This window comes from Pseudomonas sp. QS1027, assembly GCF_002814235.1.
In the GTDB taxonomy this organism is placed as follows: domain Bacteria; phylum Pseudomonadota; class Gammaproteobacteria; order Pseudomonadales; family Pseudomonadaceae; genus Aquipseudomonas.
Map to the genome: position 1 here is coordinate 103,310 of NZ_PHSU01000007.1, position 15,369 is coordinate 118,678.

At 63.3% G+C, this 15,369-nt stretch carries 16 protein-coding genes; 10 read left to right on the top strand and 6 right to left on the bottom strand.

Annotated elements, in window-relative coordinates; translation table 11 throughout:
- Positions 1–90: 90 nt before the first annotated feature.
- The 3 genes from CWE01_RS07340 to dksA are packed head-to-tail and all read right to left on the bottom strand — an operon-like array spanning position 91 to position 2,381.
- Positions 91–741 (bottom strand): DUF1826 domain-containing protein, encoded by a 651-nt coding sequence (locus CWE01_RS07340; RefSeq protein WP_100939865.1) that lies wholly within the window; start codon positions 739–741, stop codon positions 91–93.
- Positions 741–1,949, bottom strand: a complete 1,209-nt coding sequence (gene zigA, locus CWE01_RS07345) for a zinc metallochaperone GTPase ZigA (protein ID WP_100939866.1) — start codon at positions 1,947–1,949, stop codon at positions 741–743. The genes CWE01_RS07340 and zigA overlap by 1 nt, the downstream gene beginning before the upstream one ends.
- A gap of 27 nt (positions 1,950–1,976) precedes the next feature.
- A complete protein-coding gene (gene dksA / locus CWE01_RS07350; RefSeq protein ID WP_100939867.1) occupies positions 1,977–2,381 on the bottom strand; it encodes an RNA polymerase-binding protein DksA in 405 nt (134 codons plus the stop codon).
- A gap of 121 nt (positions 2,382–2,502) precedes the next feature.
- On the opposite strand from dksA, the gene CWE01_RS07355 reads away from it, so the two are divergent.
- Positions 2,503–2,883 carry a glutamine synthetase gene (locus CWE01_RS07355; RefSeq protein WP_100940050.1) on the top strand — a complete coding sequence of 127 codons (381 nt, stop codon included), beginning with the start codon at positions 2,503–2,505 and terminating at the stop codon, positions 2,881–2,883.
- A gap of 16 nt (positions 2,884–2,899) precedes the next feature.
- On the opposite strand, the gene CWE01_RS07360 is transcribed toward CWE01_RS07355, so the two are convergent.
- Positions 2,900–4,150, bottom strand: a complete 1,251-nt coding sequence (locus CWE01_RS07360; protein ID WP_100939868.1) for an N-acetylmuramoyl-L-alanine amidase — start codon at positions 4,148–4,150, stop codon at positions 2,900–2,902.
- 127 nt (positions 4,151–4,277) lie between these two features.
- On the opposite strand from CWE01_RS07360, the gene folE2 reads away from it, so the two are divergent.
- Genes folE2 through thrS form a run of 8 tightly spaced genes read left to right on the top strand, consistent with a single transcriptional unit; the run spans position 4,278 to position 11,865 of the window.
- The gene (gene folE2, locus CWE01_RS07365; protein WP_100939869.1) at positions 4,278–5,174 is read left to right on the top strand and encodes a GTP cyclohydrolase FolE2; all 897 of its coding nucleotides are present in this window, start codon (positions 4,278–4,280) and stop codon (positions 5,172–5,174) included.
- Positions 5,171–5,839 (top strand): metal ABC transporter ATP-binding protein, encoded by a 669-nt coding sequence (locus tag CWE01_RS07370; protein ID WP_100939870.1) that lies wholly within the window; start codon positions 5,171–5,173, stop codon positions 5,837–5,839. The genes folE2 and CWE01_RS07370 overlap by 4 nt, the downstream gene beginning before the upstream one ends.
- 2 nt (positions 5,840–5,841) lie before the next feature.
- A complete protein-coding gene (locus CWE01_RS07375) occupies positions 5,842–6,708 on the top strand; it encodes a metal ABC transporter permease (RefSeq protein WP_100940051.1) in 867 nt (288 codons plus the stop codon).
- A gap of 11 nt (positions 6,709–6,719) precedes the next feature.
- Positions 6,720–7,607 (top strand): metal ABC transporter substrate-binding protein, encoded by an 888-nt coding sequence (locus CWE01_RS07380; protein ID WP_100939871.1) that lies wholly within the window; start codon positions 6,720–6,722, stop codon positions 7,605–7,607.
- Positions 7,604–8,038, top strand: coding sequence for a phosphoribosyl-AMP cyclohydrolase (hisI, locus tag CWE01_RS07385; RefSeq protein ID WP_100939872.1), 435 nt, complete (start codon positions 7,604–7,606; stop codon positions 8,036–8,038). Before CWE01_RS07380 ends, hisI begins: the two co-directional genes overlap by 4 nt.
- A complete protein-coding gene (locus CWE01_RS07390; protein WP_100939873.1) occupies positions 8,035–8,595 on the top strand; it encodes a carbonate dehydratase in 561 nt (186 codons plus the stop codon). Before hisI ends, CWE01_RS07390 begins: the two co-directional genes overlap by 4 nt.
- A gap of 2 nt (positions 8,596–8,597) precedes the next feature.
- Complete coding sequence (locus tag CWE01_RS07395) at positions 8,598–9,935, top strand: dihydroorotase (RefSeq protein WP_100939874.1); 1,338 nt, start codon at positions 8,598–8,600, stop codon at positions 9,933–9,935.
- Between the two features lie 37 nt (positions 9,936–9,972).
- Complete coding sequence (thrS, locus tag CWE01_RS07400) at positions 9,973–11,865, top strand: threonine--tRNA ligase (RefSeq protein ID WP_100939875.1); 1,893 nt, start codon at positions 9,973–9,975, stop codon at positions 11,863–11,865.
- 117 nt (positions 11,866–11,982) lie between these two features.
- Here thrS and CWE01_RS07405 read toward each other — a convergent pair whose 3' ends face one another.
- Complete coding sequence (locus CWE01_RS07405; RefSeq protein WP_100939876.1) at positions 11,983–12,498, bottom strand: DUF3617 domain-containing protein; 516 nt, start codon at positions 12,496–12,498, stop codon at positions 11,983–11,985.
- A 129-nt stretch (positions 12,499–12,627) separates the two neighbouring features.
- Here CWE01_RS07405 and cls point away from each other — a divergent pair, with 129 nt between their 5' ends.
- Positions 12,628–14,067, top strand: coding sequence for a cardiolipin synthase (cls, locus tag CWE01_RS07410; RefSeq protein ID WP_100939877.1), 1,440 nt, complete (start codon positions 12,628–12,630; stop codon positions 14,065–14,067).
- Between the two features lie 52 nt (positions 14,068–14,119).
- Here cls and cfaB read toward each other — a convergent pair whose 3' ends face one another.
- Complete coding sequence (cfaB, locus tag CWE01_RS07415; protein WP_100939878.1) at positions 14,120–15,304, bottom strand: C17 cyclopropane fatty acid synthase CfaB; 1,185 nt, start codon at positions 15,302–15,304, stop codon at positions 14,120–14,122.
- Positions 15,305–15,369: the final 65 nt, after the last annotated feature.

A 15,369-nucleotide genomic window follows, 5' to 3' on the forward strand; every position in this document is an offset into this window, starting at 1 on the left:
GCTGGCGATAGCGTCCTTGAGTTCAACACTGGATTCACTGGCCCCATCGCCAGCAAGCCGGCTCCTACAGTACGGTGTGAACCCGCGCGATCAGGCCAACCAATCCAGGGTCAGGATCAATCGCCGTTCGCCTTCCGGCACCGGCGGCGAGCGGTGCACCAGGCCAAAACCTTCATTGCCGTGCCAGCGCTCGCCCTTGAGCAGCGCCACGGCGCCGCTGTCCACCTGCTGGATCAGCGCCGGCTCACCAGGCTCCGCCGCCGCATTGCCCAGCAGCCGACGATCGATCGCCCCTTCCGCCAGCCACTGACTCCCCACACCCGCATAGGTGGTGATCAACCGCACCGGCACATGATCGACGTGAAAACGCGGACACATCGCTTTATCCAGCACCCGCAAACGCAGGCCGATCCGCCGCGCGCCGAGCAGACAGGCATAAGCGCTGACCAGCCAGGACACATCGCTCAAGAACCCTTCATAGCCCTCCAGATCGCTGAACCCCGAAGCCAGGCCCTGCAGATTCGGCCGTGCCTCGTCATCCGGCATCTCCAGGCTCAGGGATTCGGCCAACGGCTCGTCCAACGACAACAACAGGGTCGCAAAATCGGCAATATGCCCCGGCAACCGGCGCTGCCAGACCGCCAGGTTGACGCCCTCGTCGAGAATCTCGCCCAGTACCGTCGGCGCTTCGCCCTGTACCTGCCGAATCGCCGGCAGGGCCTTCCAACGTGGTGCCAGCATCAGGCGGCCTCCTCTTCATGCCAGGCACCGAACGGATCGGGCAGCGCGCTCCAACCCTCGACTCCCAGGGCCATTTCCTCATCGCTCAACAGGCAGTTGTCCAGCCGCGCGGTCATCTGCGCGAAGTCGATGTTCTGCCCGATAAACACCAGTTCCTGGCGGCAATCCCCGGTTTCCGGCGTCCAGTGCCCCATGATCGCCGTGACGCTTTCCTGATCCTGCGGCCACTGCGGTTTCGGCACAAAACGCCACCAACGCCCGGCAAAACCATGGCGCATCAAACCCCCGGCCTGGGACCAGCTGCCGGCTTCCTGGTACTTGCTGGCCAGCCAGAAGAAGCCCTTGGAACGCAGCAGCTTGCCGTTCACCCAGGGCCGGTTGATAAAGTCGAAAAAGCGCTCGGGATGAAACGGCCGTCGCGCCCGATACGCCGTGGAAGCAATGCCGTACTCCTCGGTTTCCGGCACATGCTCGCCGCGCAGTTCCTGCAACCAGCCCGGCGCCTGGGCCGCGCGCTCGAAGTCGAAACGGCCGGTGTTGAGGATCTTCGCCAGGGGGATCTCGCCCATCACCATGGGAATGATTTCCGCCTGGGCGTTCAGGCGCTGCAGAATCGCCATCAACTCCTCGCGTTCATGGCTGCCGATCAGGTCGATCTTGCTGATCAGGATCACATCGGCAAACTCGATCTGCTCGATCAACAGGTCGGTGATCGAGCGCTCGTCCTCCTCGCCCAGGGTTTCGCCACGGGAGGCGAGGCTTTCGGCGGCCTGGTAGTCGAGCAGGAAGTTCATGCCGTCGACCACCGTGACCATGGTGTCGAGCCGGGCGACATCCGCCAGGCTCTGGCCGCTTTCATCGCGGAAGGTAAAGGTCTCGGCCACCGGCAGCGGCTCGGAGATGCCGGTGGACTCGATCAACAGATAATCGAAACGACCGTCGCGGGCCAGCTTGCCGACCTCCTCCAGCAGGTCTTCGCGCAAGGTGCAGCAGATGCAACCGTTGCTCATCTCGACGAGCTTTTCCTCGGCGCGATTGAGGCTGACATCGCGCTGCACTTCGCTGCCGTCGATATTGATTTCGCTCATGTCGTTGACGATCACGGCCACCCGCAGGTTTTCGCGATTGCGCAGCACGTAGTTGAGCAAGGTACTTTTACCGGCACCGAGAAAGCCGGACAGCACGGTCACGGGTAGACGTTGGGTCATGGGGTTTTCCTCATCAGGTCGGCCGGGTCAAAGCGCCCGTTTATGGCGTTCGCGCAGCTCTTCACGTTCTTTGGCTTCGATGCACAGGGTCGCGGTGGGCCGCAGCAGCAGGCGCTTGAGGCCGATCGGCTCGCCGGTTTCGCGGCACCAGCCGTATTCGCCGCGGGCCAGCCGCTCAAGGGATTCATCGATCTTGTCCAGGAGCTTTTTCTCGCGTTCCAGTACCCGCAGTTGCCATTGCCGGGTTTCCTCGGCGCTGCCGATGTCCGCCGGGTCGCTGCTGGTTTCTTGCTCGCGCAACTGGTCGAACTCGCCGCTGATGCGTTCCTGCAGCTCAAGACGCTGGCCGCGCAGCAGCTCACGGAAAAATCCCTGCTGGGCATCGTTCATGTAGTCCGCCTCGGGCTGGGCGAGCAGTTCGTGTTCAGTCATGGGAGGTCGGGTCCGGGATTTATTTAATGTTATATTATAACAATGCAAATAATCCAATCCCCTGCTTGCTCGCCGCGACGAAGAGCGCAATGCTGGGTCGATCCCGTTGCCGAGAATGCCGATGCGTCCTGTCCTGAACTATCTGTTGCCGGTCCTGTTGCTGGCGGCGGCGAATGCCGAGGCCCAGGTGCCTGCCCCCACCCAGACGAACTGCACCCGCAGCGCCAACCTGCTGGCGTGCAAGGACGGGCTGGGCAACGCCTATGGCGTCGCCACCGAGGGCAAGACGATTTACCTGCAGGGCTTTGAAGTGATCGGCAAGCGCTACTGGGCGCAGACCAGCAGCCGCTATGGGCAGCTGACGTTCTTCACCGGGATTGCGTCGGATGGCGAGGCCTGGGTCGGTTACAGCCGGCGAGTGGGCTGGACCACCCAGAACCGTTTTTCCAGTTCAGGCGGGTTGAGCAAGAAGTTTGTCTGCGACCGGATGGTGGGGTGCTAGGCACCCCTGGGTCGCTCTACACCAACCCTTCCTGCACCTGCTGCTGTTGCCAGGCGATATAGCTGTCCGCCGGCGGGTTCTTCTCGAAGTAACGCTTCAAACCCTCGAACAGACCATCGGCAATCGCCTGCTGGTGCCGTGCCGTGACCAGTCGCTGACTGTCGCGAGCGTTGGAGATAAAACCGGTCTCCACCAGGATCGACGGCACGTCCGGTGACTTCAACACCGCGAATCCCGCCTGTTCCACACGCTTCTGGTGCAGGGTAGTGATGCCTTCCAGGCTGCCCAGCACGCTATGCCCCAGCTGCAGGCTGGAAGCGATGGTGGCGTTCATCGACATGTCGAGGATCACCCCGGCCAGCATCGGGTCCTTGTCCTTGAGATTGAGCAGGCTCTGAGCGCCCAACAGGTCGGCACCGTTTTCACGCTGGGCCATGAACCGCGCCGTGGTCGACGTCGCACCACCCTCCGACAGGGCAAACACCGAAGCCCCCGAAGCCGTAATACGCGGCGCGGCATCGGCGTGCACCGAGATAAACATGTCGGCGTTGTTCTTGCGCGAGAACTCCACCCGCTTGCGCAGGGGCACGAAGAAGTCGTCATTGCGCACCAGGCGCACATCGAAGCCCTTCTCCCGCTTGAGACGCTTGGCCAGCAGTCGGCCAATGGACAACACCACGTCTTTCTCGCGCTCGCCTTTCGAACCCACCGCACCCGGGTCCTTGCCGCCATGGCCAGGGTCGACCACGACCATGATGTCGCGCTTGCGATGGGGGCTGCCGCTCGCCTCCTCATGCCGCACAGGCGGCGGCGCGGCTACCGCCGGTGCCGCCGGTGCCGCTGCCAGGGCCGCCGCCGGCACCGCGGCGCTGCCATTGCTGGTCAGGTCGATCACCAGGCGATGGCCCTGCGCGCCCTCGGGCGGCAACAGGAAGCTGTTGAGCTGAACCGGGTTGGCCAGGTCGAGGACAATCCGCGTATCGCCCTGGCCGAAATGCCCGGAACGGATCGAACGGATCACCGTGTTGCTCAGTGCCAACTGTCGGAAATCGCCCGTCAGCTTGGCCCCGCTCAGGTCGATGATCAACCGCTCGGGCGAGGTCAGGGAAAAGGTCTTGTATTGAATCGGACCACTGAGATCCAACACCAGCCGCAGCTTGTTGCCGTCGCGCCACAGCCGCGCATCCCGGATCTGCGCCGCCGACACACCGAACGGCAAAACCACCGCACCGGCCAATAAAAAGTTGAGCAACTGACGTCTATGCATAACAGGTACCGCGGATAAGGGAGCGTCCATACTCGTTGTCGCTGTGTAAAACCCCAGCAAAAAAGGCATCGTCGACTGAATAGTTATAATATAACATGTCATTCCACCTCCGACGATGGACCTGCTCATGAATGCGTTGACGCTGCCGGATATCGCCGCGCAGTCATCCCGGCAAGCCTTGCCCCTCGAGTGGGTGGGCATGTGCGGCATTGCCCTTCCGATCTCGATTGACGGCCACCGTCTCAGCGCCACAGCCGATGCTGGCGTCAGCCTCGACGATGGCGAAGCGCGGGGCATTCATATGTCACGTCTGTACCTGGCCCTGGAACGATTGGAGCAGGAAGACCTGACGCCCGCGCTGATCCGAGAAGTATTGCAGCAATTTCTCGACAGCCACGACGGACTTTCCAACAACGCCTACCTACGCATCCACAGCGATCTGCTGCTCAAACGCCCGGCGTTGGTCAGTCCGCTATCTGGCTGGAAAACCTATCCAGTCAGTGTTTTAGCCGAACTGAAAAACGGAGTGTTCCACGTGGAACTAAAAATTGACGTGACCTACTCCTCAACCTGCCCATGCTCGGCCGCCCTCGCCCGGCAGTTGATCCAACAGCAATTCATCACCGATTTCGCCGACAAGCCTCTGGAGCACGCTGACATCCTCAGCTGGCTCGGCGGACCGCAAGGCGTCGTCGCCACACCTCACAGTCAGCGCAGCATTGCACAATTGCATATTCATCTAGATGAAAAAACGTATCGGTTTCCCTTCGAGGCCCTGATCAACGACGCCGAAGCCGCCCTCGGCACCGCCGTGCAGACCGCGGTGAAACGCGCTGACGAACAGGCCTTCGCCCTCGCCAACGGCCAGAACCTGATGTTCTGCGAAGACGCGGCACGTCGCCTCAACCTGGCACTCAAGCGCTCGGACGCGGTCAACGGCTTCCACCTGCGGGTAGTCCATGCCGAAAGCCTGCACGCCCATGACGCCGTGGCTGAAAGCCGCTGGAACTGGAGGCAGGCATGATCCGTTGCCAAGGCCTGCGCTGGGGCGCCCCGGGCCAGCCCCTGACTCCCGCCGTGGATTTCGAACTCGCCGCCGGCAGCCTGACCGCCGTGATCGGTGCCAACGGCACCGGTAAAAGCAGCCTGTTGAAAGTCATCGCCGGGCTACAGAAACCGTTGTCCGGCAAAGTCCATCTGGATGTTCCACGGCGTGGCAGCCTGTCGTTCCTGCCGCAGCAACAGCATCTGGACCGGCAATTTCCCATCAGCCTGCAAGAGCTGGTGGCTGCCGGCTTCTGGGGCATCAAGCAGACCCCGCAGCAACGCAGTGAACGCCTGCAAGCCGTGCTCGAAGACTGGCACCTCGGCGGCCTGGAACATCGCCCGTTGATGGCCTTGTCCGGCGGTGAGTTGCAGCGCGCCCTGCTCGCCCGCATGAGCCTGGCCTCGGCGCCGGTCCTGCTGCTCGACGAACCCCACGCCGCCCTCGACGAGGATGGTCAGGCGCTGCTGTGGAAACATATCCACGCCTGGCACGCCGAAGGTCGCACCCTGGTGGTGGTCTGCCATGACCTCGCCGCCGTGCGCCAGCACATCCCCAACGCCTTGCAGATCAAGAGCAGCGGTTGCGTCCTGGCGCCCAGTACCGAGCTGATCCGCCAACAACCCATTACGCAGGTAGCCTGATGTTGATGTTCGCCAGCCACCTGTTGCAGCCGTTCCAGGATTTTGTGTTCATGCGCCGGGCGTTGATCGGTGGGCTGGTCCTGGCCTGCAGCACCGCACCACTCGGGGTGTTCCTGATTCTGCGGCGCATGAGCCTGATCGGTGATGCCGTCGCCCACGGCATCTTGCCGGGCGCCGCCCTCGGTTTCTGGATCGCCGGCCTGAGCCTGCCGGCCCTGACCATCGGCGGCCTCGGCGCCGGCATGGGCATGGCCGGGCTCTCGGCCTGGATCACCCGCCGCACCGGCCTGCGCGAAGACGCCAGCCTGGCGGCGATCTACCCGATCTCCCTGGCCAGCGGCGTACTGATCCTCGGCATCGCCGGCAAACGCCTGGACCTGTTGCACCTGCTGTTCGGCTCGGCCCTGGCCGTCGACGGGCCGACCCTGACCGGCATGCTCTGGGTCTGCGGCATCAGCCTGGTGTTGATGGCGCTGATCTATCGCCCGCTGCTGCTGGATACCCTCGACCCGCTGTTCCTGCAAACCGTCAGCCGCCTCGGCCCCCTGGCCCACGGCGTGTTCCTGACCCTGGTGGTGCTGAACCTGGTGATCGGCTTCCAGGCCATCGGCGCCCTGATGGTGGTCGGCCTGATGATGCTACCGGCAATCGCCTCGCGTTTCTGGAGCCGCAACCTGCCGGTGCTGATGCTGATTGCGGCAGTGATCGGCTGCGTCTCGGTCACCCTCGGTCTGCTGCTGTCGTTCTACTACTCGCTGCCCAGCGGCCCGGCCATTGTGCTGGTGGCTGGCGGCTTTTATCTGCTGTCCGTGGTCTTCGGTCCGGTGCACGGTTTGCTGCGCCGCCCTCCCTTGCTTACATCCCAATGAGGTCTCATCCGATGCGCGCTTTACTCGTGTTGTTCAGCTCCGTGCTGGCCTTGTCACTGAACCTGTCCACCGCCCAAGCCGCGGACAAACTCCCGGTGGTCGCCAGCTTCAGTATCCTGCGCGACATCACCCAGCAGATCGGCGGCGACCATATCGCCGTGATCGGCATGGTCGGCCCGGACGCCGACGCCCACACCTACGAACCGACGCCAGATGACGCCAAGGCCCTGCTCAACGCCAAGCTGATCGTCAAGAACGGCCTGGGCTTCGAACCCTGGCTCGACCGTCTGGTGACCAGCACCGAGACCAAGGCACCGGTGGTCACCGCCAGCAAGGGTGTGATCTCCCACACCATGGTCGACGACGGCGAAACCATTCCCGACCCACACGCCTGGCACAACCTGGCCAACGCCGAAATCTATGTGAACAACATCACCAAGGCACTGATCCAGGTCGACCCGGCGAACAAGGACGACTACACCCGCAACAGCCAGGCCTACCTGAAAGTGATCCACGGCCTGTTGGCCGAAGCCAAGGTCAAGCTCGGCAACCTGCCGGCCGGCAACCGTCGCATCGTCACCTCCCATGACGCCTTCGGTTACCTGGGCCAGGCCTACGGCATCCAGTTCATGGCACCACAAGGCCTGTCCACCGAACGTGAGCCATCCGCCGCCGAAGTTGCCGCGCTGATCACCCAGATCCGCAAGGACAAGGTCAAGGCCGTGTTCATGGAAAACATCAAGGACGCCCGCCTGCTCCAGCAGATTGCCGACGAAAGCGGCGCGCAGATCGGCGGCACCCTGTATTCCGACGCCCTTGCCGCCGAAGGTCCGGCCAGCACCTTTACCGGTCTGTTCGAATACAACATGAACACCCTGCACGCGGCACTGAGCAAATGACCGCGCGGCCACCCTTGTCGATGCTCGATCTGGAGAGCGCCGCCCTGGGTAGCCGCTGGCCTCTCGCGGCGGTGCTCGACGCACTGCCGTGGAACGAGGACGGACTGATCGCCGCCATCACCCAGCAACATGACACCGGCGAAGTGCTGATGCTGGCCTGGATGAACCGCCAGGCCCTCGGCGAAACCCTCGAGAGTCGCCAGGTCTGCTACTGGTCACGCTCGCGCCAGCGCCTGTGGCGCAAGGGCGAAACCTCCGGGCACCGCCAGCATCTGGTCGAGGCACGCCTGGACTGCGATGGCGACGCCGTGCTGCTGCGCGTCGACCAGCAAGGCCCGGCCTGCCACACCGGGCGCCCCAACTGCTTCTACAACGCGATTCGTGACGGCGAGGTGCACGTCATCAGCGCCCCCCAGGAGAATGCTTCATGATCCGCAGGAATCCATCCGGCGACCTACCGCTGATCGCCGAGTCCGCCTATGTGGACAAGACCGCGATCATCTGCGGCAAAGTCGTGATCGGTGAAAACGTCTTTGTCGGCCCCTACGCGGTAATCCGCGCCGACGAAGTCAACGCACAAGGCGAAATGGACCCGATCGTCATCGGCGCCAATTCGAATATCCAGGACGGCGTGGTGATCCACTCCAAATCCGGCGCGGCGGTGACCATCGGCGAGTTCACCTCCATCGCCCACCGTTCCATCGTCCATGGCCCCTGCACCGTCGGCGACCGGGTGTTCATCGGCTTCAACAGCGTGCTGTTCAACTGCGCGGTGGGTGACGGCAGCGTGGTCCGGCACAACTCGGTGGTGGACGGTCGCGACCTGCCGCCGGACTTCTACGTGCCCTCCACCACCCGCATCGGCCCGGGCACCGACCTGTCGCAATTCCCGCCGGTGAGTGTCAGCGCCTCGGAGTTTTCCGAAGACGTGGCGCGGACCAACGTTGACCTGGTGCGCGGCTACAAGGCCCTGCAAAACGAGTTCTGACCATGAGCAGCCTGCTGATCCGCAACGCCCGCGTGGTGAACGAGGGGCGTGAATTCGATGCCGATATCCGGGTCATCAATGGCCGGATCGAGACCCTCGCCGCGCAGATCCACAACGCCAGCGCCGACCAGGAAATCGACGCCGCGGGTCAATGGCTGCTGCCCGGGATGATCGACGACCAGGTGCATTTCCGCGATCCCGGCGCGCCGGCCAAGGGCAGTCTCTACAGTGAGTCGCGGGCGGCGGTGGCAGGCGGCATCACCAGCTACATGGACATGCCCAACACCCAGCCGGCGACCCTGACCCTCGACGCCCTGGCCGACAAGCAGCGCCGTGCCGCCTTGAATTCGGTGGCCAACTACGGCTTTCACTTCGGCGTCAGCAACGACAACCTCGACACCATCGCCGCCCTCGATCCGACCAGCGTGGCCGGGGTCAAGGTGTTCATGGGCGCGTCCACCGGCAATATGCTGGTGGACGATCCCCGGGTGCTGGAGAGACTGTTCGCCGAAGTGCCGACGATCCTCCTCGCGCACTGCGAACACACGCCGACCATCAAGGCCCGCGAGGAAAACCTGCGGGAGCTGTTCGGCGGTGTCATTCCCCCCGACGCGCACCCGTTGATCCGCAATGCCGAGGCCTGCTATCGCTCCTCGTCAATGGCGGTGGAGCTGGCCCGGCGCCATGGCACACGTCTGCACGTGCTGCACCTGACCACCGAGCGGGAACTGGCGCTGTTCGAGAACAAGCCGCTGAGTGAAAAACACATCAGTGCCGAGGTCTGCCTGCATCATTTGCTGTTCGACGACCGCGACTACCCGCGCCTGGGCAACCTGATCAAATGCAACCCGGCCATCAAGCACCAGTCGGATCGCGATGCCCTGCGTGAAGCCTTGCTGAGCAACCGCGTGGATGTCATCGGCAGCGATCACGCGCCGCACACCTGGGAAGAAAAACAACGCCCTTACAGCGAGGCACCGTCCGGCTTGCCGCTGGTCCAGCATGCACTGCCGGCCCTGATGGAGCTGGTGGCCGGACGGGTCCTGCCGTTGACCACCCTGGTGGAAAAGACCAGCCACCGGGTCGCCGACCTGTTCGCCATTCCCGACCGTGGTTACCTGCGCGAAGGCTACTGGGCCGACCTGGTGCTGATAAACCGCGAGCCGCTGTCGCGACCGGTGAGCGCCGAGCCGCTGCTGTCGCAATGCGGCTGGACACCCTTCGTCGAGCGACGTTTCCGCCACTGGGTCAGCACCACGGTGGTGTCCGGCCAGGTGGCCTGGCATGCCGGAAAAATCCACGACACCTGCCAGGGCCAGCCCCTGCGCTTTCTCCGTTAATCCGTCCCACCGCCTGATCGACCAAGGACCGCCACCGATGATCCGCATTACCCTCCCCGATGGCTCGCAACGCGAGTACGACCAGCCGCTCACGGTGTTCGAAGTGGCCGCCAGCATCGGCACCGGCCTGGCCAAGGCGGCCGTGGCCGGTCGGGTCGACGGCATGCTCGTGGACTGTGGCACCCTGATCGAACAGGACGCGGCGGTGAGCATCATCACCCCACGGGACACCGAGGGCCTGGAGATTCTCCAGCACTCCTGCGCACACCTGCTGGCGATGGCGGTGAAGCAGTTGTACCCCTCGGCCCAGGTCACCATCGGCCCGGTGATCGAGGACGGCTTCTTCTACGATTTCGCCTATGAGCGTGCCTTCACGCCCAAGGACCTGGAGCTGATCGAAGCGCGCATGCAGGCCCTGGCCGCGACCAATCATTCGGTACACCGCCGTGAGTTGCCACGCGACGAAGCCATCGCCTGTTTTGAAGCGCGCGGTGAGCACTACAAGGCCGAGCTGATTCGCACCATCCCGGACGGTGAAGTGCTGTCACTGTATCGCCAGGGTGATTTCGAAGACCTGTGTCGCGGCCCCCATGTGCCTTCGACCGGGCTGCTGCAAGCCTTCAAGCTGACCAAGGTGGCGGGCGCCTACTGGCGCGGCGACGCCAACAACGCACCGCTGCAACGGATCTACGGTACCTGCTGGGCCAACGCCAAGGACCTCAAGGCCTACCTCACCCGCCTCGAAGAAGCCGGCAAGCGCGATCACCGCAAGCTGGGCGCACAACTGGACCTGTTCCATTTCGACGACTGCGCACCGGGCTCGGTGTTCTGGCACGCCAAGGGCTGGACCCTGTTCCAGCAACTGATCGGCTATATGCGCAAGCGCCAGGAACAGGCCGGTTACATCGAGGTGAATACCCCGGACGTGATGGATCGCGGACTGTGGGAAACCTCCGGGCATTGGCAGAACTACCGTGATCATATGTTCACCACCACCACCGAGGATGAGCGGGTGTTCGCCCTCAAGCCGATGAACTGCCCCGGCGCGGTGTCGATCTTCGGCCATGGCCTCAAGAGCTATCGCGACCTGCCGCTGCGTATCGCCGAGTTCGGCAAGGTCCATCGCTACGAGCCGTCCGGCGCCTTGCACGGGCTGTTGCGGGTACGTCACTTTACCCAGGACGACGCCCATATCTTCTGCACACCGGCGCAGATGCAGGCCGAATGCGAGACCGCGATTGCCCTGGTGTTCGATATCTACAGCGAGTTCGGCTTCGACGATATCGTGGTCAAGCTCTCCACACGGCCAGCCAATCGGATCGGCAGCAACGAAACCTGGGACCAGTTGGAAGGTGCGCTGATCGGTGCCCTCGGGCAGATGGGTATCGAATACCGGATCAATCCCGGCGAAGGAGCGTTCTATGGGCCGAAGCTGGAATTTGTCCTGCGCGATGCCATCGGCCGCGACTGGCAATGCGGCACCTTGCAGGTCGACCTCAATCTGCCGGAACGCTTCGACATCGGCTATATCAGCGAAAGTGGCGAGCGCCAACGGCCGGTGATGTTGCACCGGGCGCTGTTCGGTTCACTGGAGCGTTTTATCGGCATTCTGATCGAGCATTACAGCGGCGCGTTGCCGGTCTGGCTGGCGCCGTTGCAGGCGGTGGTGCTGAATATCAGCGAGGGCCAGGCCGAATATGCCAGGGATGTCGCCGAGGGTTTGAAGATCCGCGGCCTCAGGGCCAGCGCGGATCTGCGCAACGAGAAGGTCGGCTACAAGATCCGCGAGCACAGCCTGCAGAAAGTGCCGTACCTGCTGGTGGTGGGCGAGAAGGAAAAGGCCGCCGGGCAGGTCAGCCTGCGCAGTCGGCAGGGCGAGGATCTTGGGGTGATGAGCCTGGAGACGGCGTTCCAGCGGCTGACCGCATGATTCCCTGAAAACACCAACCTTGTAGGAGCCGGCTTGCTGGCGATGGCGGCCGGATAGTCGATGCAAGGCTGGCGGGCTCCATCGCCAGCAAGCCGGCTCCTACAGGTTTGCGGTGTATCAGGTGCGCGGTTTCACCGGCCCACAATCCTGTCCCATCCACACCGCCCGGGTTTCCATGCTGCCGTTCTGCTGGATGCCGGTGGCATTGAAAGTCCCGCTGACCTTGGTGCTGAACTCGCGGTCACTGACAAAATGCGCTACGCCGCTGCCCTGGGCCTTCGGACAGCTGAAACGGAATTTCCAATCCGGGCCGTTGCGCTCGGTGACCTGCTGCTGGCAACCCGATTGCGGATCGGTCAGCGGAATCGACTCGGACGCCACCTGTTGCGGCGTCAGGCATACCCGTACGCCCTCCCCACCGAGGTTGATCCCCTGCTTCTCCAGCGCCGCGCGCTGCTCCGGGGTGGTGTTCTGTTTCAGCACGCCCATGAGCATGCCGACATCCAACTGTTGGTTCTCGACCTGCACATTGCTGGAGGTCAACTCCCACAAACCCGGTTGCAGCACCTGCGCCTGGGCAACGGGAATCATTGAACCAAGGACAAGGGCCAGGCCCGGCAGACGAAGGTTCATCAAGTAGCTCCTAGAGAGTGGTCCACCTTGGACGTCAGAATCATGCGGGGGTTGCGTCAAGAATTAAATAGCGACAATAACGCCGGAACATGGTCTGTTAGACATTGAAGACGCCTGAGCAGGACCACCATGGATTTTTTTGGCCCACACCTTTTCGCCTACCTGATTGCCCTGATTCATTCCCTTGGCCTGATCGCCGCCATCCATGCCGTGTTGACCGTGCGCACAGCGCAGGGCGCGATCGCCTGGGCCCTGTCGCTGATGTTCATCCCGTACCTGACACTGATTCCCTATCTGGTCTTCGGCCGCAGCAGCTTCGACGCCTACATCAAGGCCCGGCGCCAGGCCAACGTGGAAATGCGCAAGGCCATCGCCGACCTGAACTGGCGCCCCTGGGTCGAGGAAGCCCTGGCTGCGCGCAGCTCCCAGGCCTATGCCTCGCTGCGGGCGATGCCGAAACTGGGGCGCATGCCGTGCCTGGCGAACAACCAGGTGCAGTTGCTGATCAACGGCGACGCGACCTTCGAGGCGATTTTCCAGGCCATCGACCAGGCCCGGGAAGCGGTGCTGGTGCAGTTTTTCATTATCCACGACGACCAACTCGGCCGACGGCTGCAGAAGAAGCTCCTGGAAAAGGCCGCCGAAGGTGTGGCGATCTATGTGCTCTATGACCGCATCGGCAGCCATGCCCTGCCCCACACCTACGTCGAGACCTTGCGTGAAGGCGGTGTGCATATCCGTGCGTTCGCCACCCGCAGTGGCTGGCTGAACCGCTTCCAGGTGAATTTCCGCAACCATCGCAAAGTGGTAGTGGTCGACGGCCTGGTGGGTTTTGTTGGCGGGCATAACGTCGGCGACGAGTACCTGGGGATCAAACCACCGCTGGCGCCCTGGCGCGACACCCATGTGCGGGTGAGCGGCCCGGTAGTCGCCTGCTTGCAGGAATCGTTCGCCGAAGACTGGTTCTGGGCCTCGCGCAAACTGCCGCCGCTGATCCTGCCGGAGTCCTACCCGGACGACGGCGTGCTCTGCCAGTTGCTCGCCAGCGGCCCGGCCGACCCGGTGGAAACCTGTTCGCTGTTCTTCGTCGAAGCCATTCATGCGGCCCGGGAACGGGTCTGGATCACCAGCCCCTACTTCATCCCCGACGAAGCGGTGTTCGCCGCCTTGCGCCTGGCGGTGCTGCGCGGCGTGGATGTGCGCCTGCTGCTGCCGTCACGCCCGGACCACCGCATTGTCTACGCCGCCTCCAGCCTGTACGCCTTTGAAGCCGTGCGTGCCGGGGTGCGGGTGTTCCGCTACCGCCCGGGTTTCCTGCATCAGAAGGTGGTCTTGGTGGACAACGAAATCAGCGCCATCGGCAGCGCGAACCTGGATAACCGCTCGTTCCGGCTGAATTTCGAACTGATGTTGCTGACCGTGGACGAAGCCTTCGCCCGGGAAGTGGAACAGATGCTCGAGAAAGACTTTGCCCTGGCCCATGAAGTGGCCAAGGACGAAAGCCGCAAAACCCATCGCCTGCAACAGCTCGGCATGCGGGTCGCACGCTTGATCTCGCCGATCCTCTAGCGATGAACCTCAGCGCCGGCGCCGCCGACTTCGGCAGCGCCGGCGAGAGGCTTTAGCGGTAAAGATCGTCGCGAGTCCAGGGCAGGTTGTGGCTGCCGTCGGAGAAGGCTTTCACCGCCAGGATCTGATGCAGGTTGATCCAGCCCTTTTCAAAGGCGTAGGCACAACCGGCCAGGTACAGCCGCCAGATCCGCAGGGCCTGTTCCGGCACTTCGCGGCCCGCCGCCTCCAGGTTGTTTTCCAGGCGCTGGCTCCACTGCTCCAGGGTCCGCGCGTAGTGCAGGCGCAGGCTCTCCACATCGACCACTTCCAGGCCGGCCTCGCTGATTTCAGCGGTGATCATCGACAGGTGCGGCAACTCGCCATTGGGAAACACATAACGATCGATAAAGTCGCCGGCACCGCGTCCCACCGGGCGCCCGTCGGTGTGCTTGGCGGTAATGCCGTGGTTCATCACCAGGCCGCCTTCGCGCACCGCGCCGAACAGAATCTCGCAGTACTGCTTGAGGTTGGCGTGGCCGACATGTTCGAACATGCCGACGCTGACCACCTTGTCGAAGCGACCGTCCTGGGGCAGGTCACGGTAATCGAGCAGTTGCAGGTCGACCTTGTCCTGCAGGCCCTCGGCGACCACCCGCTCCTTCGCCAGCGCCAGCTGTTCCTTGCTCAGGGTGATACCGAACACCTTGACCCCGAACTCCCGCGCCGCATAACGCGCCAACCCGCCCCAGCCGCAGCCGACATCCAGCAGGTACTCGCCCGGTTGCAGGCGCAGCTTGCGGCACAGGTGGCGGAACTTGGCTTGCTGGGCTTCTTCGAGGGTCGCGTCGGCGCTTTCGAAGTAGGCGCAGGAATAGACCATCTCGCGGTCCAGCCAGAGCTGGTAGAAGGCGTTGGAGAGGTCGTAGTGGTAGGAGATGGAGGCAGCGTCGGTGGCCTTGTCGTGGGCCAGGCGCGGTGGCGGGTTGTCCCCTTCATCCTCCAGCAGCGCCTGGCTCAACTCGTCGCAGACCCGCACGACTTCGCTGATCGATCCTTCGAGTTCCAGCTTGCCTTCGACGAAGGCCGTGCCCAGCAAGTCCAGCGTGGGGTGGGTGAATTGCGCGACCAGTTGCGGGTCCTTCACAACGATGGTGACACTGGGCTCCGGCCCTAGATTGAATTCATGGCCATCCCAGAGTCTCAGGCGAAGCGGTAGCTGAAGATTCTGTAAGGCCGGTGGAAGTTGCGCGAGCATGAGTAATCCCCCTTGTTTCAGACGTCTGAATTAAGGGTAGCGCATTCACAGGAACTGTCAGCCTA

Bases quoted from the DNA above. Each gene is read 5' to 3' on its own strand.
- CWE01_RS07340 (WP_100939865.1), bottom strand. From the start codon at position 741: ATGCTGGCACCACGTTGGAAGGCCCTGCCGGCGATTCGGCAGGTACAG.
- zigA (WP_100939866.1), bottom strand. From the start codon at position 1,949: ATGACCCAACGTCTACCCGTGACCGTGCTGTCCGGCTTTCTCGGTGCC.
- dksA (WP_100939867.1), bottom strand. From the start codon at position 2,381: ATGACTGAACACGAACTGCTCGCCCAGCCCGAGGCGGACTACATGAAC.
- CWE01_RS07355 (WP_100940050.1), top strand. From the start codon at position 2,503: ATGCGTCCTGTCCTGAACTATCTGTTGCCGGTCCTGTTGCTGGCGGCG.
- CWE01_RS07360 (WP_100939868.1), bottom strand. From the start codon at position 4,150: ATGCATAGACGTCAGTTGCTCAACTTTTTATTGGCCGGTGCGGTGGTT.
- folE2 (WP_100939869.1), top strand. From the start codon at position 4,278: ATGAATGCGTTGACGCTGCCGGATATCGCCGCGCAGTCATCCCGGCAA.
- CWE01_RS07370 (WP_100939870.1), top strand. From the start codon at position 5,171: ATGATCCGTTGCCAAGGCCTGCGCTGGGGCGCCCCGGGCCAGCCCCTG.
- CWE01_RS07380 (WP_100939871.1), top strand. From the start codon at position 6,720: ATGCGCGCTTTACTCGTGTTGTTCAGCTCCGTGCTGGCCTTGTCACTG.
- hisI (WP_100939872.1), top strand. From the start codon at position 7,604: ATGACCGCGCGGCCACCCTTGTCGATGCTCGATCTGGAGAGCGCCGCC.
- CWE01_RS07390 (WP_100939873.1), top strand. From the start codon at position 8,035: ATGATCCGCAGGAATCCATCCGGCGACCTACCGCTGATCGCCGAGTCC.
- CWE01_RS07395 (WP_100939874.1), top strand. From the start codon at position 8,598: ATGAGCAGCCTGCTGATCCGCAACGCCCGCGTGGTGAACGAGGGGCGT.
- thrS (WP_100939875.1), top strand. From the start codon at position 9,973: ATGATCCGCATTACCCTCCCCGATGGCTCGCAACGCGAGTACGACCAG.
- CWE01_RS07405 (WP_100939876.1), bottom strand. From the start codon at position 12,498: ATGAACCTTCGTCTGCCGGGCCTGGCCCTTGTCCTTGGTTCAATGATT.
- cls (WP_100939877.1), top strand. From the start codon at position 12,628: ATGGATTTTTTTGGCCCACACCTTTTCGCCTACCTGATTGCCCTGATT.
- cfaB (WP_100939878.1), bottom strand. From the start codon at position 15,304: ATGCTCGCGCAACTTCCACCGGCCTTACAGAATCTTCAGCTACCGCTT.